The organism is Psychrobacillus sp. NPDC058041 (assembly GCF_042885655.1).
Taxonomy (GTDB): Bacteria; Bacillota; Bacilli; order Bacillales_A; family Planococcaceae; genus Psychrobacillus.
Genome location: NZ_JBHVRO010000001.1, coordinates 432,671 through 457,788 on the forward strand (window position 1 = coordinate 432,671; position 25,118 = coordinate 457,788).

Below are 25,118 nucleotides of genomic sequence, written 5' to 3' on the forward strand. Positions count from 1 at the left end.
ACTTTGGCTCACTTTTATTTGTCCTTATTGTAAATATACTTGAAAGTGCGCTATATACATTCTTTTTATGGATACTTTTTAAGATATTTAACATATTCTGGATTCCGAAATGTTGAAAAGGGTCAAGTGAAAGGTACTAGATACATGTACAATGAATGGTTTTGGGATCTCGTTGAATTCTGAAGTGTGTCAGAACCTGGTACCCGACACTAATAAGGGGCTTTTGTTAACTGATGATTGATCGCTTTTGCGATCTTTTTTTGTTGAATTAACATTTCTGGTTAATCGGATGAAAGTCAACCTCTCGTTGTAAAATAATTTACATCAAGTTAGGGAATTGAAATGGCAAAAGAGTCATATAAAACTATGAAAGGAGGAGAGTGATAAAATGCAGATAATGAACAAGTATTATCGTACGAGTGTGAGTATGGTCTACATTATGACTAATAATGAAGTAATGAATGAAATCATTGCCTTTTACCGGGACGTGAATGGAATGCTCACTTTTGTCGGATCTTACCCGACACATGGTAGAGGTACTGGAACAAAGGAAGTATCCACTGCAACAGCAAACGATGGCGTTGATCCACTTGCTTCACAAGGTGCCCTAACTTTGTCCCGTGACGGACGTTTCCTACTTGCAGTTAACGCAGGAAGTCATAGTATCAGTAGTTTCATCATAACCGAAAGTGGAACACCTGTCCTTGTGGATGTTAAGCCATCAGGAGGTGCTCAGCCCAATAGTGTGAATATGTTTGGTACTCTTGTCTATGTTTCCAATGTAGGTAATGCTGCAAATAATTTTTCATCTAATATCACTGGATTTCACATCGATGATAACGGACGCATTACTCCTATTCCCGGATCCACCCAATCTCTCAGTACTTTTAATGCCCAACCGGCGCAGGTTCTATTTACTCCTGATGGCAGTAAAATCCTTGTATCCGAACTTACTTCAAGCCATCTAAGTGTATTCAATGTAAATAAAAATGGGACGGTTACAGGACCAATCGTAAATGATTCATATGGCCAAGGACCATTGGGCACTTATTTTCTATCCTCTGGAATACTATTAGTAACAGAAGCAGCTTCAAACGCGCTTTCTTCTTATTCATTGAGCACCGACGGGATCCTTCATGTGATTAGCGGCTCTGTACCAAACGGATATAAGACTGCTTGCTGGGTTGTACCAACTAAGGATGAGCGTTTTGCATTCATTACTAACACTTTAAGCGGCACTATCTCCACCTACCGAATCGATCCCAATGGTGCACTGTCGGTGGTACGGCATATTTCCAGTACTCCGCCAGGTATAGCACCAGGTCTGCCTATGGATGTTGGAGTGAGTAAAGATGGTAGGCATTTTTACACTCTTAACGGAAATCAGGGGACAGTATCAGTATTTAATATCCAAAATGAAGGTAGTCTAGTAAGATTGCAAATTGCTGCATGGACTAACTTTCCTTACTATGGATCGCAAGGTTTAGCTGTTCTTTGATTCTAATGGCTTTTCCATACTGGATGGAATAATAAAAGTGCGATGAGAAGTATCTATTTTGAAACCGCATTATGCTCGTCTATCTGGCTTCGAAAAATGCTATTTCGCCCGTTGCTCTTTGTAAAGAGCGTTGTCGCAAGTAGTGTATGAGGTTTCCAATTGCGTATACTAGTCTGATAGTACAATGAGAATGCCTATGCTAATGGAATTCTCGTAGTAAAGTCTTGGAGTATTTGGTCGTCAAAATAATAACCATATGTATCATTAATTGCTTTAAAACTGTTTATATCAAGAAGCAGCTAGGGTAGAGGTTGTACTATGTTGCAAATTCAATTTAAATTAATTGATATTAATGGAGTACCAGTTATTTCCTTACCTAAAAAGTTGGAATTAATAGCTTTTAGGAATCTAGTAATTGATTGACTAAAAGAAAAAGATAAGTTTTATCAGACTAGGAAGAAATTAAGTTGATAATCCTAAGATATTTAACATTAAATTGTAAAACCACTCCAAAAAAGGAGTGGCTTTCTCTTATATGTTAATGTATATTTTATGGTCAAACTCTACTTTGTGTTTAGATACATCAAGGAGAACCCTGTCGGTTTTTGCGAAAAAGTAAGAGCACACTCTAATTTGATGAAGAGGTGCAGTTCTATTATTTGAAGAATGACCAAATATTAAAAATGTCTAGATTCCTTCACTTGTTTTCCTACTTTAATATTCTCCTTTAATTACAAAGTACGAGCCCCGAATTGTTCCAGCTAGTTTAGACTTCTGCCTAGCAAACTTAAACTTTCCTTCTAGCTCCTTTGGTATCTCCATCTCTTCAGAAAGCTTAAAACCAACAGCTCGCTTCTTAGGGCCATCAACATCAACCGTATACATGACGTTGAGCACAAGACCATCCTCATAAATGACGTAGGCAAATTGGATATTTTCCACTTGGAAACGCGATGTTTCTAAAGGTTTGGCCGCAAACTCAATATCACGTTCTACTTTCAAAATTCGGTTCACATAATCAAGGGTCTCCTGGCTTTCGCTAGCTGGTATAACCGTAAATTCATGCTTGTATTTGTTCATAAAGTAACGGGCTTCATTAGCGCGTAAACCAGCAAGCGCTTCTGCTACGGGTGAAGACTCTAAACCAACCGTAGACACATTTTTAAAATCGACGATATAGGACATTTCCATCTCTCCTTTTATCACTTTATTTCCTAACAACAGGAATCCACATTTCACCATATACTAAGTCGTTTTGTTGCCCCATCTCAACCGTAGTATTTGGACCACCAACATAGGCAAAATCCTTTGCTTCTGGTAAGACTTGACCAAAGGCAATGCCAGCTAGCTTATTACTCAACTCATCAGCCGTATTCGCTTCCCCTTTAACAATAAGGTATTCCCCTTTAGGAAATTGGATTACTCTCGTTGCTTCTGGTATCGATGCTTCTGTCATGACACCAGCATAATGCATCATCTTATTATTCACTGCTTCGTTCACGGCAAAAACGTAATCATTTGTAGCTATGGATTTTAAAGTGTCAAGCGTTCCATCTTGGCTGACAGTCTGCCAAAAGTCTGCCTTTTCCTTGTTTATGCCAGCAAAGTCTGTGTAATCGCTCTTAAGCTCAGTTCCAATTCCTAAAACTGTAAAGCTGTCTTTTTCTCCTAGGATATAATCCGCCATATTCAAAACCTTCCTTTTTTTAAAATTAATCAAATGATTTGTCTTTTCACTTGATAGGTTTATAATAACCTTAAATTATGTCAAAAAATGATACTGTTTAGGAGATCACAATGAAAAAAGTTGAACGGATTAATATCATCATGCGGTATATCAACAACCGCTCCCATTTTACAATTTCTGAAATCATGCGAGAATTTAACATTTCTCGTTCGACAGCTATTAGAGATATCAGAGAAATTGAAGCCATGGGGATGCCACTTATCGCTGAAGTTGGAAGGGACGGGGGTTATTTTGTCATGAACAACTCTGTCCTGCCTACTGTTCGCTTTACCGATAATGAGATCAAAGCTCTTTTTATTGCCTTTATGGCCACAAGAAATAAACAACTACCTTATCTAAAAAGTCGTCAGTCTTTAGCTGAAAAATTACTAGGTCTCATCTCAGAAAACCAGCAAGATGACCTTGTTCTTTTAAATCAAATCTTGCTTTTTGAAGGGACCAACCCCAATAATCCCGACTTACTTGATCTGTCAGACTTACCCCAACCTATGTTAGAAAAACTCATCCAGATCCTTCTTTTGGATAGCAATTTATTGATTAGTATCACAGAAGAGAAGGTAACAAAGTCTTATTCAATTTATCTCTTGCACCTTTATCATGAAAAAGGCCATTGGCTGATTGAAGGCTTTGACTTAAAAGATGAAGAGAGGAAGATTTTTCCCGTCGACAATCTCACCAATGTTAAACCAAACCCTACGAACAAAGGATTAAGTAAGAAAAAGATTTTAGAAAAACTAAGCAAGCAGGAAGAAGTAATTAACCTTGTCCTTGAACTTGGTCCAAAGGCGATTGCTCAGTTCAAAAAATATCATCCTTTAAAAGTTTCAATTTCCTATACAAATCCTTACCAAACCACAGCCATTCTAAAGACTTTTATCAATGTTAATAATTCAGAAGAATTGGCCGAAATAACAAATTGGTTACTTTTCCTTGGTAGGGATATCAAGGTCAGGGGAGTGCCTGAAGAAGTCTTAGAAGGTTTGCAAGAGAGATTATGCTTATACTTCCCATAATTAGTGTCATCTAAAACACAAATAATTTTGAGATTGGCCAGTCGGAACTCGTTTTCGCACACCTAGAAAAGATAATTGTTTCCGAATGTTGAAAGTATTCCAAAGGGGTAATAATTGGAGTATCTCACCCACCATGAGGTGCATTATGTTGACGCATTGAATACTGGCCGATTAAGAAAGCGTGAATAGGAGGGAGCTTATTGCAAATTTATTAAATAGTAATAGATGGAAACATAGTAAATTACTACAAGTGTGGCGATAAAAACAATCGAATCATTGTATGTTTCCACGTACTTGCAAGTAATGGTTATTATTGATATTAAGAAATAGTTAGGAGTTAAGCAAAGAAATAAGAGGAAATTATAGATGTCTGCCAAATAAAAAAATATTGAGATAATAGAATTAGAACCTGGTACTATGGTGTCATGCGATATTAATTACTTGAAAAAGAAAGGACACAGACGTATACTAAAAGTAATAACCGAGTACATTAAAAAAGACCGTTTGATGTTGTAGCATCAAGCGGTCAAATATAATAGGCGGTTCCCTCAAGGGGATTGGCTGATTGATAGAATTAACCCATCTGAGCTCTAACTCAAGGATGGGTTATTTTTTATGGTTAAATGACAGAATCACTACGACCAATGTTGCAAAGGCTACTGCAAACATTAATGCTTCGAATACTGACACAGGCACCACCCCCTTTCGAACGGGAGTGAGCCAACCACCCTTGAGTACCTATCTATTATGTTTAAATTATATCACACATACGTTCTGTTTTGAACTCTACTTAAAGGTAAAAGTTCCCCGATATTTTTTAAACACTATAAAGAGTACTTTGGTACGTTGCATACAGTTGTCTATTCACCAAAAGATTTAAGCATCATAATTGGAGTTGGCGGGAACTGTAAACCAACGATGTTTTCTTTAAAAGAGTATATGGAGGGGGCATTAATTCTACCTAAATATATTAAAGGGACAATTAATCAATTTATATAAAAGGTCATATTACTTGTAGGTAAGTTAGTGCAATTAATTTTAAAAACATAAATAAAACCTCATTTTTGTACCAAAGTGAACCGTAAAACGACTAGGTTCTAGAATAATTTCGAATTATATTAGACGCTGGTAGATTTAACAAAACGTGAGTGGACAGTCGGTAATATTCAATTGGTTTCTAATATCTTATGACATATGACAAAAAATTAATTTAATAATTTTAAAATTAAGGAAGCACCTAATTTTCGATGCCTATTTTGGTATCTTAAACGAGGTGTTTTTTTGTACAAGGAGGAATGTGATGTTCAAATATGATTGACACGCAAGTCATAGTATTGAGACAGACCGTAATAATCTATAACCCTATGCTTTAATTGTTTGAATTCTCTTATAGGTATCTGTAATTTTAAACACTTCCGTATAATCACGACTATTCTCTTCTACCTGCATTTATACTATAATAGTACTATACATAGTTATTACCTTTTGTATGAGCATGACATCAACTATAAGTACAATTGACTCATTGTACTTAGAAAGGGGACGCTTGGAAAATGCGGTTAGTAAAAATTGATAAAGTGCAGCCAGGAATGAAACTAGGTAAACCGATATATAATGACAAAGGCAAAATTCTTCTAACAAAGGGCGCAGAACTAATTGATCGTATCATCCCTAAGTTGCAGAAATATAATGTTTCAACTGTTTACATAGAAGATGAGGTATCTGAAGGAATAGAGGTCATTGAGTCTATACCTGAAGAGTTACGTATAGAAGCCTTAAATACGATTACTGAAGGGTTCCAAACATTAATAGATTTAAGCGATTCAAAATCAAATCTTCAAGGGATGATGAAATCAGGTAGAGCAATACGAGGCTTTCAAAAAGTATTTAAGGATATACTGGCGTCACTAACAGACAATCAAAATGCATTGAATTTACTAGCTTCGACAAAAATACATGAAAATTATGTGTTCAATCATTCGTTAAACGTTTCTATATATGCTTGTCAGCTAGCTCTCGAAAATGGATTGCCCCTTAAGAATATCGAAGAAATCGGATTGGGAGCCATGTTACATGATTTAGGAAAAGTGTATATTCCGCTAGATCTATTAAATAAGCCGGGGGATTTAACGTTAGAGGAATATGCCCTAATCAAACAACATTGTAAAATGGGCTTCGATACACTACGTAAAATCCATGAAATCCCATTGCCAGTAGCTCACTGTGCATTGCAGCACCACGAAAGAATCGATGGAATGGGATATCCAAGAGGATTAAAGGAAGATGAAATTCATAAATATGCGAAAATCATCAGTGTTGCCGATGTCTTTGATGCCGTAACAAACCCAAGAGCATTTATGGCGGCTGTGTTGCCTCATAAAGGGCTTGAAATACTGTATGCCGGAAGTGGAACTCAATTCGACCCTGTTCAAGTCAACTTATTTAAAGGGTGTATCGCCATCTATCCACCAGGCTTAACCATAACATTAAACGATGGTCGGACAGGAATCGTCACTCAATATAATTATCAAGCCGCGGGGCGTCCCGAAATCCGCATTATTAGGAATGAAGAAAATGAAAATGTAATCCCATATGAAATTAATTTAGGAGCCAAGGAAAACCAAACCCTTGAAATTGTGATGGCGGACGCATTAATTTAAGTTTCAAAAAATAAACGAAGTAGTAAAATGAATTAACATCGTAAAACTTTAAATTTTTTATGTAGAAAATATGTAGTCGAATAATCTTGGATTATTATTAAATTGTGTTAATCTATTAACAGTTGAATAATATACTAAAATAAACGTTTTCTTAGAAATGGAGATTATGATAATGTTTACCACAGAGTTTCGTATGGAAAAAGATTTTTTAGGGGAAAAAGAAATTCCGAAAGATGCTTATTATGGTGTTCAAACCATGAGAGCAGTCGAAAACTTTCCGATTACGGGATATCGAATTCACCCGGAACTTATAAAATCTTTAGGTATTGTGAAAAAAGCTGCAGCATTAGCAAATATGGAAGTTGGCATGTTGGAGAAAGAAATCGGACAATTGATTATTCAAGCATGTGATGAAGTCATTGCTGGAAAATGGAATGACCAATTTATTGTCGATCCTATTCAAGGTGGTGCTGGAACATCAATTAATATGAATGCAAACGAAGTCATTGCAAATCGTGCCCTTGAGTTAATGGGAGAAGAAAAAGGGAATTATACACGCATTAGCCCTAATACCCATATTAATATGTCCCAATCAACAAATGATGCATTCCCAACGGCTACACATATCGCAGTTTTGTTCTTAATGGATCAATTACTCGAAGCTACTAAAACAATGCAAAAAGCATTTGTTTCGAAAGCAAAAGAATTTGAAGGTATTATTAAAATGGGGCGTACTCATCTTCAAGATGCCGTGCCAATCTTACTTAGTCAAGAATTTGAATCATATAGTCGTGTCATTTCACGTGACATTGATCGTATTTCACTCTCGAGACAACACTTATATGACATCAATATGGGTGCAACTGCCGTTGGTACAGGATTAAATGCGGATCCTTTATATATCGAATTAGTCGTTCGAAATCTTAGTGAATTCAGTGGCTTACCATTAAAATGTGCCGAACATTTAGTGGATGCTACTCAAAATACAGATTGTTATACGGAAGTATCTGCAAATTTAAAAGTTTGTATGATTAATATGTCAAAAATCGCAAATGACTTTCGCTTAATGGCTTCTGGACCACGTGATGGTTTATTTGAAATCAAATTACCTGCTCGTCAACCTGGGTCATCGATCATGCCTGGAAAAGTAAATCCCGTAATGGCTGAAGTCGTGAACCAAGTAGCTTTCCAAGTCATGGGGAATGATTTAACCATTTCTGCAGCTTCTGAAGCTGGCCAATTTGAACTAAATGTCATGGAACCGGTTCTATTTTATAATTTAATCCAATCCATTTCGATCATGAATAATGTATTTACAGTATTTACTGAAAAATGTTTAGTAGGCATTACGGCGAATAAAGAACGTTTAAGAGAATACGTTGAAAATAGTGTGGGAATTATCACTGCAGTAAATCCACATATCGGATACGAACTTGCAGCTCAAATTGCAAAAGAAGCCATTGCTACCGGAGCTTCTGTACGTGAACTTTGTATACAATCTGGCGCTTTAACGGCAGAACAATTAGATTTAATATTAGATCCATTTGAAATGACACATCCTGGTATTGCTGGTGGTAGAACACTTGTAAAGAGTTGATTGCAAAGTTTTAGTATGAAAGAGAAGTAAAATGAGTTTCTAATCAGATGATAATCGTGAAGCATTGGTGGACACATTTTCATTTGATAGAAAAATATCCTTAACGCCATATCAACATGATGAATTTAAAAAAGGCACTGAAGTGCATAGTGTCCAGGCACGCAAACTATTCAAAATAGTCTCTGTGCCTGGCACCATAAAACACTCTATTAAGTTAATCTTCAAATTTCAAATGGTGATAAAAGGAATAGTAAATTCTTTTTATCTATTATGTATTAATCATTTCTACTCCCAAAAATAAAACAAAAGATTATCAAAATAGCTATCAAGCTATTCTGATAATCTTTTTTTTATTTCTTCATCAGTCTAACCTTTTCCTCATCCGGAGTTACAAACACCGTTGTCTGCTCAAAATAAATAACGAACCCCGGCTTAGCCCCACTCGGCTTTTTCACTTGCTTAATTACAGTATAATCTACCGGCACCGAAGCAGATTCACGAGCCTTGCTAAAATAAGCTGCAAGATTAGCTGCTTCGAGCAGTGCCACTTCAGATGGATTATCCGAATGTATAACAACATGGGATCCTGGGATATCCTTGGTATGAAGCCATGTGTCCGATTTTTTTGCAAGTTTAAATGTAACGAAATCGTTTTGTTTATTATTTTTACCAACGGAAATTTCTGTGCCATCTGATGCAATGAATTTTTCAGGAGTTGGTTTCGTCGGTTTTTTCTTCTTTTTGGAAGCACGTGCTTTAAGTAAGCCTTGTTCCATTAGTTCTTCTCTAATTTCTTCGATGTCGGTTGGAGATGCTTGCATTACTTGTTGAAGAAGTAATTCGAAGTATGCAATATCATCCTTTGTTATTTCAAATTGCTGTTCGATTTTCAGTAAGGCAGTTTTTGCTTTTGTATAGCGACTAAAGTAAGCTTGTGCATTTTGAGTTGCTGATTTTCGATTATCTAATGGAATGGCAACTGTTTTGCCATCTTCATCGTAGTAGTTCACTAGCTCGACTTCTTTTAGCCCTTTTTCAATTGAATAAGAGTTTGCCATTAATAGTTCTCCGTACAATTGGAATGTATCTAGTTTTTCCGCTTGTTCAAAATCTTTTTGGAGTTTTTTCATTTTTAGCTTCAATTTGTTTAATTCATTCTGAAGCCATCTTTCTAAGTCTCCTGCTTGTTGTTTTACGCGGTCGCGTTCTGCTTTTGCAAAATACACTCGATCTAATAAATTTCCTAGCGTTTCTTCACTAAATTTGTCACCAGCTAGATGAGTTAATTCATTCGGCGAATAATACGTTTTTCCGCTAGATTCGACAATTTGTATCGCAGCTCCACCTTGTTCAAATTCCTGCATATACTTCTTGTAAATTTCGGCACGATTCGCATCGTTTTGGAATCGATGAAGTAATTCTTTTGCATGTAAAGGAGAGAAACCGGAAATTTGATCTACAATTTCTTTCGATTCATTAACTGATCGAATCACTTTCAACAGTTCCTCCGAATACTCTAAGGGATGGAGCTTGTTTTGAGTGGGAGGTGCGATATAAGGTTGACCAGGTAAAATAGTTCGATAGCTATTCATGGAAGGTGATAAATGCTTAATACTTTCCAAAATTAGATTACGAGTAGGGTCAACTAAAAGTAAGTTGCTATGACGGCCCATGATCTCCATATGAACTTCTCTTGTAATGTCATCTCCAATTTCATTTTTACTCTGAATTTCGAATATGAGAATTCGGTCAGTTTCATGTTGTCGAATAGAAGAAATGATTCCACCCTCCAAGTGCTTACGTAAAACCATGCAAAAAAGTGGTGGTTGTGCAGGATTGTCAATTGTTTCGTTTGTAATTTGCACGCGAGAATAAGAAGGATGTACAGAAAACAATAATTTATAGTTCTGTCCTTGTGCTCGAATTTGCATTAAAATTTCTTGCGCATTCGGTTGATGTATTTTCGAAATACGCCCTGTTATTAATTGCTGCAATTCAGTTTTCATTGATATTGTAAATAAACCATCAAAAGCCATAATAGTATCCTCTTTCAAAACATTATTTTAATCTGGCTCCAGATGCCAGTTTCTTATTTTAATTCACTTTTTCCTAAAAAATTGTACTACACTAGCGCCTTGCCAGTTTACTGAAAACTCTAAAATAGTATTTTTATTAGTAACTATTCGCTAAATTTTAACTTTATTTTAAAGGATTTAGCGCGGCGGCATGAGACTCCTGCGGGATCAGCGAGACAGACGAGACCCCGCACGTAGCGTAAGCGAAGGAGGAGGCTCGGCGCTCGCCCCGCGGAAAGCGAATGCCAGAGCGATAAATCCGAGTAGTACACGCATTAAATGAGACTAGATAATGCTTTTCTTATTATCTTATCATTTTAAAGGAAACTTGTGTTATAATCATTAAAGTATGTAAACTGTTATAAATGTACAGGCAAACGGAGTATGCATGTATTTGAAGGAGACGTTATGCGAAGAGAAAAAGGTATATTGATCGTTTTATCAGGCCCTTCTGGTGTCGGTAAAGGGACAGTGAGAAAAGAATTGTTTTCAGAGCCCGGAACAAATTATGAATATTCCATCTCTATGACGACTAGACTTCCTCGTGAAGGCGAAGTAGATGGAGTAGATTATTTCTTTAAGCAGAAAGAAGAGTTTGAACAGTTAATCGAACAAGGGAAATTATTAGAATATGCCTCATATGTAGGAAATTACTATGGTACTCCGATTGATTATGTGAATGAAACACTCGATTCTGGCAGAGACGTGTTTTTAGAAATAGAAGTTCAAGGAGCAAGTGTTGTACGTCAAAAAGCTCCAGAAGCACTTTATATTTTCTTAGCTCCCCCTAGCTTATCTGAACTAGAACAGCGACTTATAGGTAGAGGAACGGAAACAGAAGATGTGATCAATTCTAGAATTCAAGCCGCTAGGCAAGAATTAGAAATGATGCATCTATATGATTATGTAGTTGAAAATGATGAAGTTACAAAAGCGTGTGCAAAAATAAATGCCATTGTTGCTGCAGAACATTGTCGACGTGAACGAGTAGAAAAAAGATATTTAGCCATGTTGGAAGGGGAATTATAAATGTTATATCCATCAGTAGACTCATTAAAAAATAAAATCGATTCCAAATATTCGTTAGTAAGTGTAGCTTCTAAAAGAGCTAGACAGTTACAAGAAGAAGGCGGCGAGCGCTTAACTTCATATGTTTCAGCTAAACAAGTTGGGCGAGCATTAGAAGAAGTAGCGCAAGGTGAGCTTACAATCGAATCATCCAATGAAAATGCAATTTACGAAGACGAAGTATAATATGTAACTTCATTCAGAAGCGCGTACAAACGCTTGCTGAATAATGATAGTGCCTCTGGGAATTAAAGTTGATTTTATAAAGGGTTTATTCGCCATGGCAAATTTGATTATGAAGCAAACACCTCCCAAAGAATAAACATTTCTTTGGGAGGTTGTTATTTAGAGGGGAGAATTTTGGATGTTAACTTCTAAAAAGATTGTTGTTTGTGTAACAGGAGGAATTGCTGTTTATAAGGCGGTTGCCCTTGTAAGTAAACTTACACAAGCTGGAGCAGACGTAAAAGTAATTATGACGAAGTCTGCTATGGAATTTGTACAACCTTTAAGTTTTCAAGTTATGTCTCGAAACGATGTCTATTTTGATACATTTGATGAAAAAGATTCTAGTGTGATTGCGCATATTAATTTAGCAGACTGGGCGGATTTAATTATTGTTGCACCAGCTACAGCTAATGTGATTGGTAAACTTGCGAACGGAATTGCGGATGATATGGTGACTACCACTTTACTTGCAACAACTGCAGACGTTTGGATAGCACCTGCGATGAATGTACATATGTATGAAAATGCTGCGGTAATACGCAATATCGAACAACTTTCAAAAGACGGTTATTCATTTATCGAACCTTCTGAAGGTTTTTTGGCTTGTGGATATGTAGGGAAAGGTCGTTTAGAGGAACCAGAAAAAATTGTAAATCTGGTAGAGTCTCATTTTTCACCAAAAGAATTACCTTTACAAGGGCAAAAAGTTGTTGTGACGGCAGGTCCTACAAGAGAAAGAATTGATCCGGTACGCTTTTTAACAAACTTTTCTAGTGGAAAGATGGGTTATGCTATGGCGGAAGCCGCAGCCGAATTAGGTGCGGAAACGTATTTAATTTCAGGTCCCGTAAGTATAGATGCTCCTGCGAACGTTACGCTAATTCCTGTTGAAAGTGCTAAAGAGATGTTTGATGCTGTAATGGAACAATTTGATACATCTTCTATTGTCATTAAAACTGCGGCAGTCGCTGATTACAAACCGAAAGAAGTACATAGTCAAAAGATGAAGAAGCAGCAAGGAGATTCGACCATTGTTTTGGAGCGGACAAGCGATATTCTTGCAGAGCTAGGCAAAAGAAAAACGAAGCAATTATTAATCGGATTTGCTGCAGAAACAAATGATGTAGTTCATTACGCAAAAGGGAAATTGGAAAAGAAAAATGCAGATTATATAGTTGCAAATGATGTGACAGAAGAAGGATCTGGGTTTGGAACTGACACAAATTCCGTTACTTTAGTTGGGAAACCGGATGTAGAAATACATTTTCCTCATCTACCTAAAAAGGAGCTTGCACTTCAACTGCTTCAAACTATCCTAAAACTAGAAAAAGATGAACTGAAATGATTGTAGAAGTCATTGTTGATGTATCTGCTTATCCAATAGACCGACCATTTGACTATATAGTACCTGAGCACTTGGAAGCTCTAGTTGAACGGGGGAGCCGTGTTCACGTTCCTTTTGGTAATCGTAAAGTGCAAGGGTTTATAACGAACATAAAAGAACAGACTGACATTGACATTACGAAGTTAAAAGAAATTCAGTCTATTATTGATGTGGAGCCGGTTGTCACAGAAGAGCTCTTGGAATTATCGAAATGGCTAACGAAAAAAACATTATGCTATGAAATTGATGCACTTCAAGTCATGCTACCAGCTGCTTTACGTGCTACCTATAAGAAAAACATTAAATTAATCAATCCTTCCGAAATTGACGAAAACTTTCTAGCTTTGTTTGGCAAAAAAGAAGCTGTTTCTTACGATGTAATTGAAAAAGTTGGTTACTTGCGACAAATGAAAAAATACTTAACGCAAGGCGCTGTGCAATTAGAGACGGTGATTAAACAGCATGCGAAAGCGAAAACAATTGCAAAGTATCATGTCATAGCAGATAAAGAATTCATTCAAGAGCAATTAAGAAATCTAACGAAACAAGCAATCAAACAAAAGGAATTAATGGAATGGTTATTAATCCAAGAACAATCCTCCTTTACATTGGAAGAATTAAAAGAAACTGCTAACACAAATAATAATACGATTAAAGCATTGATAGAAAAAAATGTTTTAGAAAAAGACAAAGAAGAAATATATCGTGAAATCTCTTCGTTAGAATACGATGACAAGGACCAAAGATTCCAGCTGACAGATGAACAAACTGCGGCACTTGCTAAGATTAATTATGCCCAGGAACATGCAGAAAGCACAACATTTCTAATTCACGGTATAACTGGAAGTGGTAAGACAGAGATTTACTTAAATGCTATTGAAAATTCGATATTAAAAGGGAAGCAAGCAATTATGCTTGTTCCAGAAATTTCTTTAACTCCACAAATGACACGTCGATTCAAATTACGTTTTGGTGATGAAGTTGCTGTTATGCACAGTGGTTTATCGATCGGTGAAAAGTACGATGAATGGCGTAAAATTTGGCGTGGAGAAGTAAAAGTGGTAGTTGGCGCAAGATCCGCTATTTTTGCTCCATTTAAAGATCTTGGTTTAATTATTTTAGATGAAGAACATGAATCTACTTACAAACAAGAAGATACTCCAAGGTACCATGCCAGAGATGTTGCTATTTGGCGTAGTGGATTTCACAATTGCCCTGTCATACTAGGGAGTGCAACACCTTCTCTTGAATCGTATGCACGTGCATCTAAAGGTGTTTATACATTATTAACATTGAAAATGCGTGCGAAAGAGCAAGCATTGCCGACTGTCAACGTTGTCGATATGAGGGCGGAGTTGAAAAATGGAAATCGTTCCATGTTTAGTATAGATCTAGCTGAGGCGGTAAGAGAAAAACTTGATAAAAAAGAGCAGATTGTGTTGTTTTTAAATAAACGAGGATTTTCTTCTTTTGTCTTATGTCGAGACTGTGGAACAGTAGTGGAATGTAAACAATGCGATATTTCCCTTACGTATCACCGTGCTGGGGAACAGCTTAAATGTCATTACTGTGGGCATGAAGAGCCAGTCCCAACGAAGTGTCCGGAGTGTGCGAGTGATCATATTCGTTTCTTTGGAACGGGGACACAAAAAGTAGAGGAAGAAATTGCAAAACTATTTCCTTATGCAAGAGTGCTTCGAATGGATGTAGACACAACAAGAACAAAAGGATCGCATGAGCGAATTTTGAAGCAGTTCGGAGACGGTGAAGCAGATATTTTACTTGGCACGCAAATGATTGCGAAAGGATTAGACTTTCCAAATATTACGTTAGTAGGCGTTCTAAATGCAGATACCACTTTACATTTAGCAGATTTCCGTGCGGCCGAAAAAACGTTCCAATTGATGACACAAGTAAGTGGAAGAGCGGGTAGACATGATAAAGAAGGGAAAGTATATATTCAAACATATACTCCAGAGCATTATGCAATCGAGCTTTCGAAGGCTCAATTGTATGAACCTTTTTATCATAAAGAAATGCAAGTCCGAAAACAATATGAATATCCTCCATTTTATTATTTAACTTTAATCCAAGTAACACACGAAAACGTCATGATTGCGTCTGAATATGCAAGGCTTGCGACGGATTGGTTAAGAGCGAATTTATCAGAGCAGACAATGGTTGTCGGTCCAACATCAAGTGCTATTAGTAAGATACAAAATAGATATCGTTACCAATGTTTGATAAAATACAAAAAAGAGCCATTATTAATCGAAAAGTTACAGCAACTAATAAAAATATATCGTACAGAGTGGATAAAAAAAGGAATCATCTTATCAGTTGATCTAGATCCATCCACTATTTTATAACTTTATTCAACAAATAAAACAGCTGAATAATGGAACTCTGGCTAGAACGCCGCGTCCTGCGGCATCGCCTGAGTGACCAACATCCTGTTTGCCCTAGCCTCCGGCGGATGTCACAAATTTTGAAAGGAGTTAAGATAGGCAGTCTAAGTTCGCGATGTCCAGTCGCAACGACTGCATGACTTACATCCTGTATGCCTCTAGCTCGATTCAAAATTTGGATGCAATTACGGCGAGGCAAAATTGATTATGTTTGAAATGAGGAAAAGATATGGCAATACTACCAGTTATTACACATCCAAATGAATTACTTACGACAAAATGTAAAGAAGTAAAGGTTTTTGATGAAAAACTAGCATCGCTTTTAGATGATATGTACGACACGATGATTGCATCCGATGGAATTGGACTTGCAGCCCCACAAGTTGGAGAAACGATTCAAGTTGCTATCGTCGACCTGGGAGAAGGACAAGAAGTCATTGAAATGATTAATCCGGAAGTAGTTGAAATTAGCGGTTCTGAGATTGAAATAGAAGGTTGTTTAAGCTTTCCAGATATTTATGGGGAAGTAGAACGTCCTTTTTATGTAAAAGTTGAAGCACAAGATAGAGATGGTGCTTTATATGAATTAGAAGCAGAAGACTATGAAGCGAGAGCCATTTTACATGAAATAGATCATTTACACGGTGTTTTATTCACTTCAAAAATCATACGTTATGTAGACTTGGAAGAACTAGAGAATGAGGAGGATGAATCATGACAAATATTGTTTTCATGGGAACCCCTGCATTCTCTGCTCCAATATTAAGAATGCTTGTAGAAGAAGGATATAATGTGCTAGCAGTTGTAACTCAGCCAGATCGTCCAGTTGGAAGGAAAAAAGTATTAACTGCTCCTCCAGTAAAAGAAGAAGCTGTGAAACTCGGTCTACCAATAATCCAGCCAACAAAACTTAAAGGTTCCGAGGAGTTAAATGAAATTATTGCTTTAAAACCAAATTTAATCGTAACTGCCGCTTTTGGACAACTATTGCCAAAAGAGTTACTAGAGATACCAGAGCTTGGCTGTATTAATGTGCACGCATCCTTATTGCCAGCGTATCGTGGAGGTGCTCCGATTCATCAAGCAATTATCGATGGGCAAGGAAAAACAGGTGTAACGATTATGTATATGGAAGAAAAACTCGATGCAGGGGATATTATTTCACAAAGTGAAATCACTATTGGGCATTCAGATGATACTGGCATTCTGTTTGAAAAATTAAGTGAGGTCGGTTCGGATTTATTAAAAGAAACATTACCGTCCATCATTTCCAAAACAAATAACCGTGTGAAACAGGATGAATCTTTAGTAACGTATGCAAAAAATATTTCGCGTGAGAAAGAGAGAATCGATTGGAACAAATCTGCACTACAAATACACAACCAAATTCGTGGTTTACACCCATGGCCAGTTGCTTATACGACGCTAGATGAACAAACGGTTAAGATTTGGAAAGCAGATACAATTCAAGTGAATACAAAAGAACGACCAGGAACTGTAGTGAAAATAGAAACTGATTATATTGTTGTTCAAACAGGTTTTGAAGAAGCAATTAGAATAAATGAATTACAGCCAGCTGGAAAAAAGAAAATGTCCGCAGTAGATTATTTGCGCGGAGTAGGTTCGAAATTGCGAATAGGGGATACATTTGAATGACAAAGAAACCAGAAAAAATTTGGACAGGTAATGTTCGTGATGCAGCACTTACAATATTAATGGCAGTTGAAAAGCAACAAGCTTATAGCAATTTATTATTACATCAAACGATTCAAAAATATACTATTGAAGATAAAGACCGTGCATTATTAACTGAATTAACATACGGAACAATTCAATATAAAATGACTTTGGATTATTATTTACAGCCATTCATCAAAGGGAAACTAAATGATTGGGTTTTACAATTACTTCGTCTCTCTTTATATCAAATTCATTATTTATCACGTATCCCGGATCATGCCGCGGTGAATGAGGCAGTTAATATCGCTAAAAGAAGAGGCCATAAAGGAATTGCTGGAGCAGTAAACGGTATACTTCGCTCTATATTAAGAGAAGGTGTTCGCTCAACTGAAGAAATTAAAGATGAAGTAGAAAGACTTTCCATTGAAACTAGTCATCCACTTTGGATGGTGAAGCGATTCGTTTCAGAATATGGTTTTGAGACAACGGCAAAAATGTTGAAAGAAAATAATGAACCCCCGGTGACAACGCTTCGCGTAAATTTATTTAAACGAACGGTTGAACAAGTCCTTCATTTAATGACACAAGAAGGATATGTCGTTGCACAAAGCGAAACTATCCCAGAGTGTATTTATCTATACAATAGTCAAGCTGCCAAAACGACCGCATTTCAAAAAGGTTTCGTGACTATTCAAGATGAAAGCTCAATGATTCCTGCATATGCACTTCAAGCAGAACCAGGAATGGCTGTACTTGACATGTGTTCTGCTCCAGGTGGAAAAACCACTCATATAGCAGAAAAAATGAAAAATACAGGAAAGCTCATAGCGATGGATATCCATCAGCATAAACTAAAGTTAGTAAAGGAAAATGCTGAAAGACTAGGCTTTAGCTTTATCGAAACGGTAGAAATGGATGGTCGTAAAGCTACGGAAGCTTATCCTGAGCAATCTTTTGACCGTATTTTAGTTGATGCGCCATGTAGTGGTCTTGGTGTAATGAAGCGAAAACCTGATATAAAATACACGAAAAATGAAAAAGACTTTGCTTCTCTTAAACCAATTCAACTGAATTTATTGGAACAAGCTTATAAACTTTTAAAACAAGATGGTTTATTAGTTTATAGTACTTGTACCGTGGATCGAGAAGAAAATGAAGGGACTGCTAAATTATTTTTAGAAGCCCATCCTGATATGCAACTTCAAGAATTTCCAGACGTTATTAAAAAGATAAAAGAACAAGAGCAAGAAGGAATGCTTCAACTATTTCCACAGGATTTAAGAAGTGATGGTTTTTTTGTAGCGGTCTTTAGAAAAGTGTAAATAACTAGTCTTTTACGTCTTCTTTTGCTCTAGAGAAGAACTCGTGGGCTAGGCGATATAGTGAGACAATAACTGTGGCAAAGTTAAGTTATCTTTTCAAAAAGAGGTGAAGGATTAAATGGAGTTTGTTGTTAAAACGGATGTTGGTATGAAAAGGACAGTAAATGAAGATCGTGTTGATGTTTTTGTACGTTCAGATGGACGGATTTTAGCTGTGGTTGCAGATGGAATGGGCGGTCATAAAGCTGGTGATGTAGCAAGTGAAATTGCAATTTCGGAGTTTAAAAGATATTTCGCTGCGTATAACCCATCAGTTGTAAAAGCAAAGGACTGGTTAACTTATACATTTCAGTCAATTAATCAAGCAATTCTTAAACATTCTACCATTAATATAGGTTGTGAAGGAATGGGGACAACGTTAATTGCTGGATTATTTGATAAAAACAAAGGAATTATCGCGCATGTTGGGGATAGCAGAGTATATAAAGTATTCCCAAATGGTATTAAGCAAATTACGAGGGACCATTCCTATGTCAATATTTTAATCGATTCGGGTGAAATTAGTGAAGAACAAGCAAAGACACACCCACAAAAAAATGTTCTTATGAAAGCAGTTGGAACAGAACGGACGATTCACCCTGATTTTTACGAAGTAGAATTTCAACCAAATTCTTATTTTCTTTTTTGTACAGACGGTTTAAGTAATAAATTAAGTGAACCATTTATTCATACCATTCTATATTCGGATATGTCTCTCCAAGAAAAAGGGTTAACTCTTGTGGAAGAAGCAAATTTATCTGGTGGAGAAGATAATATTTCATTAATATTGCTTTCCAATAAAGAAGAGGAGGTGTAAGGATGTTAATTGGGAAAAGAATTAGTGGCAGATATAAGTTGCTTGACATGATTGGCGGCGGCGGGATGTCTAATGTTTATTTAGCACATGATATGATCTTAGACCGTGATGTTGCTATTAAAGTATTACGTTATGACTTTAACAATGAAGAAGAATTACGTCGCCGTTTTCAGCGTGAGGCATTATCTGCTACTAGCCTTACACACCCAAATATTGTGAGTATATATGATGTTGGTGAGGACGACGATATTCACTATATTGTGATGGAGTATGTTAAAGGGGAAACATTAAAACAATACATACAGAGTAATGCACCAATTTCTCCTTTAAAATCAGTTGCTATTATGGAACAATTGACATCTGCAATTGCAAATGCTCATAACAACCATATTATCCATCGGGATATTAAACCACAAAATATTCTATTGGATGAAGAAGGTAAGGTAAAAATAACTGATTTCGGTATTGCTATGGCATTAAGTGCGACCTCCTATACGCAAACAAACTCCGTGCTCGGAACTGTACATTATTTATCACCTGAGCAAGCGCGGGGTGGGACGGCAACGAATAGAACAGATATTTATGCATTAGGAATTGTTTTATTTGAGCTACTAACAGGACAACTTCCTTTCTCTGGAGAATCAGCTATTTCCATTGCCTTAAAACATTTACAAACGGAAACTCCGTCCATTCGGGCTATCATCCCTTCTATTCCACAAAGTTTGGAAAATGTTGTTTTAAAAGCAACAGCAAAAAATCCAAATGATCGATATCAATCGGCAGAGGAGATGGAGGCAGACTTATCTACTGCATTATCTCCGGAAAGAGCAGGAGAAAAGAAATTTGTGGTTAAGAAGGACGATGATGCCACAAAAGTTCTGCCAATTATCAAAGAACCTGTTTCTTTTGCGGAAGTATCTGAGACAAAAAAGATTCCTACAACTTCTACGCCGAAAGAAATGAAAGAAACAAAGAAAAAGAAAAACAGTAAAAAGAAGTTGATAGGTGGAGTTATTGCGGGAATTATTGTAATTGCATTATTGATTGTCTTTGTTTTTGCAGTTTTATTAAAGCCTAATAAAATGGAAGTTCCAAATGTAGTAAATTTAGAATTGGCTAAGGCCGTCGAACAATTAGAAGCAGATGGTTTTAAAGCAGGCGAACCAACACTTGAATTTTCGGAAGATGTAGAAGAAGGATTTGTCATAAGAACATCTCCAGAAGCGGGTAAACTTCGTGAAAGAGGAACGGAAATTATGTTGTTTGTGTCATCAGGTAAAGAATCCTCTAAACTTTCTGATTACACGGGAAGTAATATCGATCAAGTAAGAACATTGTTACAAAATCAAAACTTACGCATAGAGACAAAAGAAGTGTTTTCTTCTGAGCCAGTTGGGAACATTGTGGATCAAGACCCAGCAGCTGGAACAGAAATTATCCCATCTGAAACGACTTTAGTTTTTACCGTAAGTAAAGGACCAGACTTACGTACGGTAAATGATTTAACTGGTTATAATGAAAAAGCGTTAAGTGATTACGAGAAGACTTCCGGTTTTAAAATTAAAATAGCTGATAAGCAAAACTCTGATACAGTCCCAAAAGGAAATGTGATAAGTCAATTACCGTTTCCTAATAGCAAATTAGGGCCAGGAAGTACAATAGAAGTCGTAATATCCGATGGACCAAAACCTGCGCGAACAAAATTAGTCGTTAAAACGGTGTCTATTCCATATGAACCTGCAACGAATGAAGATGGAGTAGACGAATCAGAACAAAAAGAAAAAATTGTGCGCATTTATATACAAGATAAAACAAGATCCTTAGTGGAACCGGCTGAGGAATTCGTATTAAAAGAGCCAGTAGAAAAAATATTAAAGCTAGAAATAGTTGAAGGACAGAAAGCGGCATATCGTGTTATGGTCGATTCAACCGTAATCGCAGAAGAAACCATTGATTATAATGATGTAGAATAGGGAGGTATCGGATGCCAACAGGACAAATTAGAAAAGCATTGAGTGGATTCTATTACGTGTATGATAACGAGCAGTTAATCCAGTGCCGAGGACGCGGTGTATTTAGAAATAGAGGAGAATCGCCGCTTGTCGGTGACTTTGTGGATTATACAGTAGAAGGGGAGAATGACGGTACAATTACAGTCATTCATGAGCGGAAGAATAGCCTTATTCGCCCTCCTATCGCAAATATCGATCAAGCAATATTAGTTTTTTCCGTGAAGGAACCAGATTTCAATACGATATTATTGGACCGTTTTTTAGTCGTACTAGAGTCATTTCATATTGAACCAATTATTTGTTTAACAAAAAGTGATTTATTAGATGAAAAAGCGGAAGAAACCATTAAACAATATATAAAAGAATACGAAGAAATTGGTTATCAAGTGTTTATGACTTTTAAAGACGATCCACATTTTGATGACAAAATTACACCTTTATTAAAAGGAAAAACAACCGTGCTCGCGGGACAGTCTGGTGTTGGTAAATCGACGTTATTAAATACGATATTACCTTCCCTAAACTTAAAAACGGGAGTTATTTCGGATGCACTTGGTCGAGGCAAGCATACGACGAGACATGTTGAGCTAATAGAAGTTTGTGGTGGTTTGCTTGCTGATACACCAGGCTTTAGCTCATTTGAATTTGATTTAATGGAAAAAGAAGAGCTTTCCAGTTGTTTTCCTGAATTTGTAGAAATTCAAGATGAATGTAAATTCAGAGGCTGCATGCATGTAAATGAGCCGAAATGTGCTGTAAAAGATGCTATTGAGTTAGGAAAGATTAAAGATTATCGATATAAACATTACTTACAGTTTTTCAATGAAATACTGGATAGAAAGCCGAGGTACTAATTATGGTGAAAATTGCTCCATCTATTTTAGCTGCAAATTTTGCAAAGCTTGGAGAAGAAGTATTAGAAGTAGAAAAGGCAGGGGCAGAACTCATTCATATCGATGTAATGGATGGCCACTTTGTTCCAAATATTACAATGGGTCCGATTGTAGTGGAAGCATTAAGACCATTAACAAAACTTCCTTTAGATGTACATTTAATGATTGAGAACGCTGATAGATATATCGAAGCTTTTGCAAAAGCAGGTGCTGATTATATTACAGTTCATGTGGAGGCATGTCCTCACCTTCATCGCACAATTCAATTAATACGATCTTTTGGAGTTAAACCGGGAGTAGTTTTAAATCCACACACTCCAGTTGAATCGATTCAACATGTATTAGAGGATATAGATATGGTTCTATTCATGACGGTAAACCCTGGCTTTGGTGGTCAAAAATTTATTCATTCGGTATTACCGAAAGTAAAGCAATTAGCGGATATCGTGAAAGAAAGGAATTTATCCATTGAAATTGAAATTGATGGTGGTATAAATGAAGAAACGATAATCCCATGTGTAGAAGCTGGCGCTACGATCTTTGTAGCAGGCTCTGCGATTTATAACGCTCCTGATAAAGGAAAAGCTTTGCAAGCAATAAAAGATGCAGGGCTTAGCGCTACAACAAAATGAAAAGCGTCATTGTTTGTTCAGGAGCGCCAGTAGAGGAAGTTGTTGATTTTAAACAACTTCCTTTTTCTAAAGAAGAAACTGTATTTATCGGAGCTGATCGTGGAGCACTTCGTTTATTATCGAATGGAATTACTCCAAATGAAATCATCGGAGATTTTGATTCATTATTAGATGAAGAATTCGATTTTCTCAAACAGACTGTTGAAAAAATGACCATCTTGCAACCAGAGAAGGATGAAACGGACACGCATTTAGCTATACTTCGTGCCTTAACTTACAATCCAGAAGCAATAATTTTAACTGGTGTAACAGGGGGAAGGCTTGATCATTATGAAGCCGTTTTGCATGATGTGCTTATGTTTCAAAGAAATAATCCTAAGATCGTTTTTTATATACGTAACAAACAAAATATTATTCAATTTTTAATACCTGGAACTCATGAAATCAAGAAGGATAACTATTATAAATATATCTCCTTCTTCTCATTTGGAGAAACAGTTGAAGATATTTCACTACGTGATTTTTTATATGAGGTAACCGGAGAGAATATTTCGATAGGTAATGCGAAATTTACAAGTAATGAAGTAAGTGGACGAATTGGTACTATCTCTTTTACTGCTGGCATATGTTTAATGATAAGAAGCAGTGACTAAAAGGGAGGAATTGTGTGAAGGTCTACACATTTAGATTACCTAAATCAGTAAGTAGTCTTATGAGAGTTTGTATTCGCATATTTAGAAAAGAAGAAGTGAAGAAAGAATAAGAGTAGCTAATCATAGCTTTAAATTCTTATGCAGAAAAAACGATTGATACGAAACGAATACTATTACCGAACATAGAGCGAGGAGGGAAGTGAACAATTACTTCTTTCCATGCTTTTTCGGTTAGTCGGACAAAATAACACTTTATTATTGGGTAGAGGCAATTTTAGTCACTCTGACAATTTTTTGTTTATTTTAATATCTATATTTATAAAAGATAGTTAAGTATAATTCCCCAGATATGAAAAAATGCCAGGTCGACTATTGTCAACCTGGCATTAATTATGAGAACGATTAAACGCGCTCAACTTTTCCTGATTTCAAAGCTCTAGCAGAAACCCATACACGTTTAGGTTTACCGTTTACAAGAACACGGACCTTTTGAAGGTTTGCCCCCCACGTACGCTTGTTAGCGTTCATTGCGTGAGAACGAGCATTACCAGAACGAGCTTTACGCCCAGTGATTGCACATACTTTTGGCATTATATTTCCTCCTTTAAAAAAGAAGCTGAAAGTTTTTTTCAGTTCGATATTTCACATACTTTAATAATTTACCACAGACTTTTATTAAGTGCAAGGCTTATCAAGAAAAAAACCTTTACACACTAAAGGTTGAGCCAACTGTTCAGGCACAATATGCGAGTGGTTAAGGGAAGGATACTAAGATCAACAAATCTGTGATAACGGTTGATCGGCTCGCCCTGCGGAAAGCGAATGTATCCGAATAGAAAATCTCACATTAACTGTACTTTGTCATTAAAATGTCTCTATCTCTATTAATATTTCCTTAATCATCAATCTTCCCATATAATATACAGTGAAATAGTATTAAGTGTAAACGCTCTCTTTTATAATTTTAAAGGGTGTAGTACAATTATGGGTAGTCAAAAAGGACTTGGGAGGTTTCATTATGTCAATTGAATTGAAAAATGAATTCGGTCAAATTGATATATCACAAGATGCGATCGCACAAATTGTTGGCGGAGCAGCTATGGAATGCTACGGGATAGTTGGTATGGCATCAAAGCATCAAATAAGAGATGGTTTAACAGATATATTAAGAAAAGAAAATTTCACAAAAGGTGTAATTGTAAGACATGAAAGAGACGACTTACATATTGATATTTATATAATTGTTAGTTACGGTATAAAAATTTCAGAAATAGCTTATCAAGTGCAATCGAAAGTAAAATACACACTAAATAAATCTCTTGGTATGTCAGTGAAATCCGTAAACGTATATGTACAAGGGGTTCGCGTGACAAGCGTGTGAATGAGGAGAGA

The 25,118-nt window shown here is 36.4% G+C and carries 24 protein-coding genes; 19 read left to right on the forward strand and 5 right to left on the reverse strand.

The features are described from left to right. The first annotated feature begins 388 nt into the window (after window positions 1-388). Window positions 389-1,498: a lactonase family protein gene (locus ACFVR1_RS01945; protein WP_387579646.1), complete on the forward strand. Its 1,110-nt coding sequence runs from the start codon at window positions 389-391 to the stop codon at window positions 1,496-1,498. Window positions 1,499-1,692: 194 nt separating this feature from the next. Here the strand turns inward: ACFVR1_RS01945 and ACFVR1_RS01950 are convergent, their stop codons facing one another. From ACFVR1_RS01950 to ACFVR1_RS01960, 3 genes are all read right to left on the reverse strand, one after another. Then, window positions 1,693-1,797 carry a diguanylate cyclase domain-containing protein gene (locus tag ACFVR1_RS01950; RefSeq protein ID WP_387579948.1) on the reverse strand — a complete coding sequence of 35 codons (105 nt, stop codon included), beginning with the start codon at window positions 1,795-1,797 and terminating at the stop codon, window positions 1,693-1,695. A 415-nt stretch (window positions 1,798-2,212) separates the two neighbouring features. Beyond that, entirely contained in the window at window positions 2,213-2,683 is a 471-nt protein-coding gene (locus ACFVR1_RS01955) for a phage tail protein (protein WP_387579649.1), read from the reverse strand. 22 nt (window positions 2,684-2,705) lie between these two features. Next, entirely contained in the window at window positions 2,706-3,185 is a 480-nt protein-coding gene (locus tag ACFVR1_RS01960) for a GyrI-like domain-containing protein (protein WP_387579652.1), read from the reverse strand. A gap of 110 nt (window positions 3,186-3,295) precedes the next feature. On the opposite strand from ACFVR1_RS01960, the gene ACFVR1_RS01965 reads away from it, so the two are divergent. The 4 genes from ACFVR1_RS01965 (at window position 3,296) to aspA (ending at window position 8,515) form a co-directional block, all read left to right on the forward strand. After that, window positions 3,296-4,258, forward strand: coding sequence for a helix-turn-helix transcriptional regulator (locus ACFVR1_RS01965; protein ID WP_387579655.1), 963 nt, complete (start codon window positions 3,296-3,298; stop codon window positions 4,256-4,258). An 846-nt stretch (window positions 4,259-5,104) separates the two neighbouring features. Then, window positions 5,105-5,257 carry a hypothetical protein gene (locus ACFVR1_RS01970; protein WP_387579657.1) on the forward strand — a complete coding sequence of 51 codons (153 nt, stop codon included), beginning with the start codon at window positions 5,105-5,107 and terminating at the stop codon, window positions 5,255-5,257. 554 nt (window positions 5,258-5,811) lie between these two features. Further along, window positions 5,812-6,918 (forward strand): HD-GYP domain-containing protein, encoded by a 1,107-nt coding sequence (locus tag ACFVR1_RS01975; protein WP_387579659.1) that lies wholly within the window; start codon window positions 5,812-5,814, stop codon window positions 6,916-6,918. Window positions 6,919-7,090: 172 nt separating this feature from the next. Next, window positions 7,091-8,515 carry an aspartate ammonia-lyase gene (gene aspA / locus ACFVR1_RS01980; RefSeq protein ID WP_387579662.1) on the forward strand — a complete coding sequence of 475 codons (1,425 nt, stop codon included), beginning with the start codon at window positions 7,091-7,093 and terminating at the stop codon, window positions 8,513-8,515. A gap of 350 nt (window positions 8,516-8,865) precedes the next feature. Here the strand turns inward: aspA and ACFVR1_RS01985 are convergent, their stop codons facing one another. After that, window positions 8,866-10,551 (reverse strand): Rqc2 family fibronectin-binding protein, encoded by a 1,686-nt coding sequence (locus ACFVR1_RS01985; RefSeq protein WP_387579665.1) that lies wholly within the window; start codon window positions 10,549-10,551, stop codon window positions 8,866-8,868. A gap of 447 nt (window positions 10,552-10,998) precedes the next feature. Between ACFVR1_RS01985 and gmk the strand changes: the two genes are divergently transcribed. From gmk to spoVM, 13 genes are all read left to right on the forward strand, one after another. Continuing rightward, entirely contained in the window at window positions 10,999-11,619 is a 621-nt protein-coding gene (gene gmk / locus ACFVR1_RS01990; protein WP_387579668.1) for a guanylate kinase, read from the forward strand. Beyond that, entirely contained in the window at window positions 11,620-11,844 is a 225-nt protein-coding gene (gene rpoZ / locus ACFVR1_RS01995) for a DNA-directed RNA polymerase subunit omega (protein ID WP_387579671.1), read from the forward strand. A 178-nt stretch (window positions 11,845-12,022) separates the two neighbouring features. Next, window positions 12,023-13,231 (forward strand): bifunctional phosphopantothenoylcysteine decarboxylase/phosphopantothenate--cysteine ligase CoaBC, encoded by a 1,209-nt coding sequence (gene coaBC, locus ACFVR1_RS02000; protein WP_387579673.1) that lies wholly within the window; start codon window positions 12,023-12,025, stop codon window positions 13,229-13,231. Then, window positions 13,228-15,639: a primosomal protein N' gene (gene priA / locus ACFVR1_RS02005; RefSeq protein ID WP_387579676.1), complete on the forward strand. Its 2,412-nt coding sequence runs from the start codon at window positions 13,228-13,230 to the stop codon at window positions 15,637-15,639. Before coaBC ends, priA begins: the two co-directional genes overlap by 4 nt. Window positions 15,640-15,907: 268 nt before the next feature. Further along, window positions 15,908-16,396: a peptide deformylase gene (gene def, locus ACFVR1_RS02010; protein ID WP_387579679.1), complete on the forward strand. Its 489-nt coding sequence runs from the start codon at window positions 15,908-15,910 to the stop codon at window positions 16,394-16,396. After that, a complete protein-coding gene (gene fmt / locus ACFVR1_RS02015; protein WP_387579681.1) occupies window positions 16,393-17,334 on the forward strand; it encodes a methionyl-tRNA formyltransferase in 942 nt (313 codons plus the stop codon). Before def ends, fmt begins: the two co-directional genes overlap by 4 nt. Further along, window positions 17,331-18,680, forward strand: a complete 1,350-nt coding sequence (rsmB, locus tag ACFVR1_RS02020) for a 16S rRNA (cytosine(967)-C(5))-methyltransferase RsmB (RefSeq protein WP_387579684.1) — start codon at window positions 17,331-17,333, stop codon at window positions 18,678-18,680. The genes fmt and rsmB overlap by 4 nt, the downstream gene beginning before the upstream one ends. Window positions 18,681-18,798: 118 nt before the next feature. After that, the gene (locus ACFVR1_RS02025; RefSeq protein WP_387579686.1) at window positions 18,799-19,536 is read left to right on the forward strand and encodes a Stp1/IreP family PP2C-type Ser/Thr phosphatase; all 738 of its coding nucleotides are present in this window, start codon (window positions 18,799-18,801) and stop codon (window positions 19,534-19,536) included. Between the two features lie 2 nt (window positions 19,537-19,538). Next, window positions 19,539-21,509: a Stk1 family PASTA domain-containing Ser/Thr kinase gene (gene pknB, locus ACFVR1_RS02030; RefSeq protein ID WP_387579688.1), complete on the forward strand. Its 1,971-nt coding sequence runs from the start codon at window positions 19,539-19,541 to the stop codon at window positions 21,507-21,509. Window positions 21,510-21,520: 11 nt separating this feature from the next. Further along, a complete protein-coding gene (gene rsgA, locus ACFVR1_RS02035; protein ID WP_387579691.1) occupies window positions 21,521-22,402 on the forward strand; it encodes a ribosome small subunit-dependent GTPase A in 882 nt (293 codons plus the stop codon). Window positions 22,403-22,404: 2 nt separating this feature from the next. Beyond that, complete coding sequence (gene rpe / locus ACFVR1_RS02040; RefSeq protein ID WP_387579694.1) at window positions 22,405-23,073, forward strand: ribulose-phosphate 3-epimerase; 669 nt, start codon at window positions 22,405-22,407, stop codon at window positions 23,071-23,073. Next, a complete protein-coding gene (locus tag ACFVR1_RS02045) occupies window positions 23,070-23,726 on the forward strand; it encodes a thiamine diphosphokinase (protein WP_387579697.1) in 657 nt (218 codons plus the stop codon). Before rpe ends, ACFVR1_RS02045 begins: the two co-directional genes overlap by 4 nt. Window positions 23,727-23,740: 14 nt before the next feature. Next, on the forward strand, window positions 23,741-23,836 hold the full coding sequence (gene spoVM / locus ACFVR1_RS02050; RefSeq protein ID WP_387579700.1) for a stage V sporulation protein SpoVM: 96 nt from the start codon (window positions 23,741-23,743) through the stop codon (window positions 23,834-23,836). Window positions 23,837-24,128: 292 nt separating this feature from the next. On the opposite strand, the gene rpmB is transcribed toward spoVM, so the two are convergent. Then, the gene (gene rpmB / locus ACFVR1_RS02055) at window positions 24,129-24,317 is read right to left on the reverse strand and encodes a 50S ribosomal protein L28 (protein ID WP_387579702.1); all 189 of its coding nucleotides are present in this window, start codon (window positions 24,315-24,317) and stop codon (window positions 24,129-24,131) included. 427 nt (window positions 24,318-24,744) lie between these two features. Here rpmB and ACFVR1_RS02060 point away from each other — a divergent pair, with 427 nt between their 5' ends. Further along, window positions 24,745-25,107, forward strand: coding sequence for an Asp23/Gls24 family envelope stress response protein (locus ACFVR1_RS02060; RefSeq protein ID WP_387579704.1), 363 nt, complete (start codon window positions 24,745-24,747; stop codon window positions 25,105-25,107). The last annotated feature ends 11 nt before the right edge of the window (window positions 25,108-25,118 follow it).

Coding starts and splice junctions, on each gene's coding strand:
- ACFVR1_RS01945 (WP_387579646.1), top strand. CDS start 389: ATGCAGATAATGAACAAGTATTATCGTACGAGTGTGAGTATGGTCTAC.
- ACFVR1_RS01955 (WP_387579649.1), bottom strand. CDS start 2,683: ATGTCCTATATCGTCGATTTTAAAAATGTGTCTACGGTTGGTTTAGAG.
- ACFVR1_RS01960 (WP_387579652.1), bottom strand. CDS start 3,185: ATGGCGGATTATATCCTAGGAGAAAAAGACAGCTTTACAGTTTTAGGA.
- ACFVR1_RS01965 (WP_387579655.1), top strand. CDS start 3,296: ATGAAAAAAGTTGAACGGATTAATATCATCATGCGGTATATCAACAAC.
- ACFVR1_RS01975 (WP_387579659.1), top strand. CDS start 5,812: ATGCGGTTAGTAAAAATTGATAAAGTGCAGCCAGGAATGAAACTAGGT.
- aspA (WP_387579662.1), top strand. CDS start 7,091: ATGTTTACCACAGAGTTTCGTATGGAAAAAGATTTTTTAGGGGAAAAA.
- ACFVR1_RS01985 (WP_387579665.1), bottom strand. CDS start 10,551: ATGGCTTTTGATGGTTTATTTACAATATCAATGAAAACTGAATTGCAG.
- gmk (WP_387579668.1), top strand. CDS start 10,999: ATGCGAAGAGAAAAAGGTATATTGATCGTTTTATCAGGCCCTTCTGGT.
- rpoZ (WP_387579671.1), top strand. CDS start 11,620: ATGTTATATCCATCAGTAGACTCATTAAAAAATAAAATCGATTCCAAA.
- coaBC (WP_387579673.1), top strand. CDS start 12,023: ATGTTAACTTCTAAAAAGATTGTTGTTTGTGTAACAGGAGGAATTGCT.
- priA (WP_387579676.1), top strand. CDS start 13,228: ATGATTGTAGAAGTCATTGTTGATGTATCTGCTTATCCAATAGACCGA.
- def (WP_387579679.1), top strand. CDS start 15,908: ATGGCAATACTACCAGTTATTACACATCCAAATGAATTACTTACGACA.
- fmt (WP_387579681.1), top strand. CDS start 16,393: ATGACAAATATTGTTTTCATGGGAACCCCTGCATTCTCTGCTCCAATA.
- rsmB (WP_387579684.1), top strand. CDS start 17,331: ATGACAAAGAAACCAGAAAAAATTTGGACAGGTAATGTTCGTGATGCA.
- ACFVR1_RS02025 (WP_387579686.1), top strand. CDS start 18,799: ATGGAGTTTGTTGTTAAAACGGATGTTGGTATGAAAAGGACAGTAAAT.
- pknB (WP_387579688.1), top strand. CDS start 19,539: ATGTTAATTGGGAAAAGAATTAGTGGCAGATATAAGTTGCTTGACATG.
- rsgA (WP_387579691.1), top strand. CDS start 21,521: ATGCCAACAGGACAAATTAGAAAAGCATTGAGTGGATTCTATTACGTG.
- rpe (WP_387579694.1), top strand. CDS start 22,405: ATGGTGAAAATTGCTCCATCTATTTTAGCTGCAAATTTTGCAAAGCTT.
- ACFVR1_RS02045 (WP_387579697.1), top strand. CDS start 23,070: ATGAAAAGCGTCATTGTTTGTTCAGGAGCGCCAGTAGAGGAAGTTGTT.
- rpmB (WP_387579702.1), bottom strand. CDS start 24,317: ATGCCAAAAGTATGTGCAATCACTGGGCGTAAAGCTCGTTCTGGTAAT.
- ACFVR1_RS02060 (WP_387579704.1), top strand. CDS start 24,745: ATGTCAATTGAATTGAAAAATGAATTCGGTCAAATTGATATATCACAA.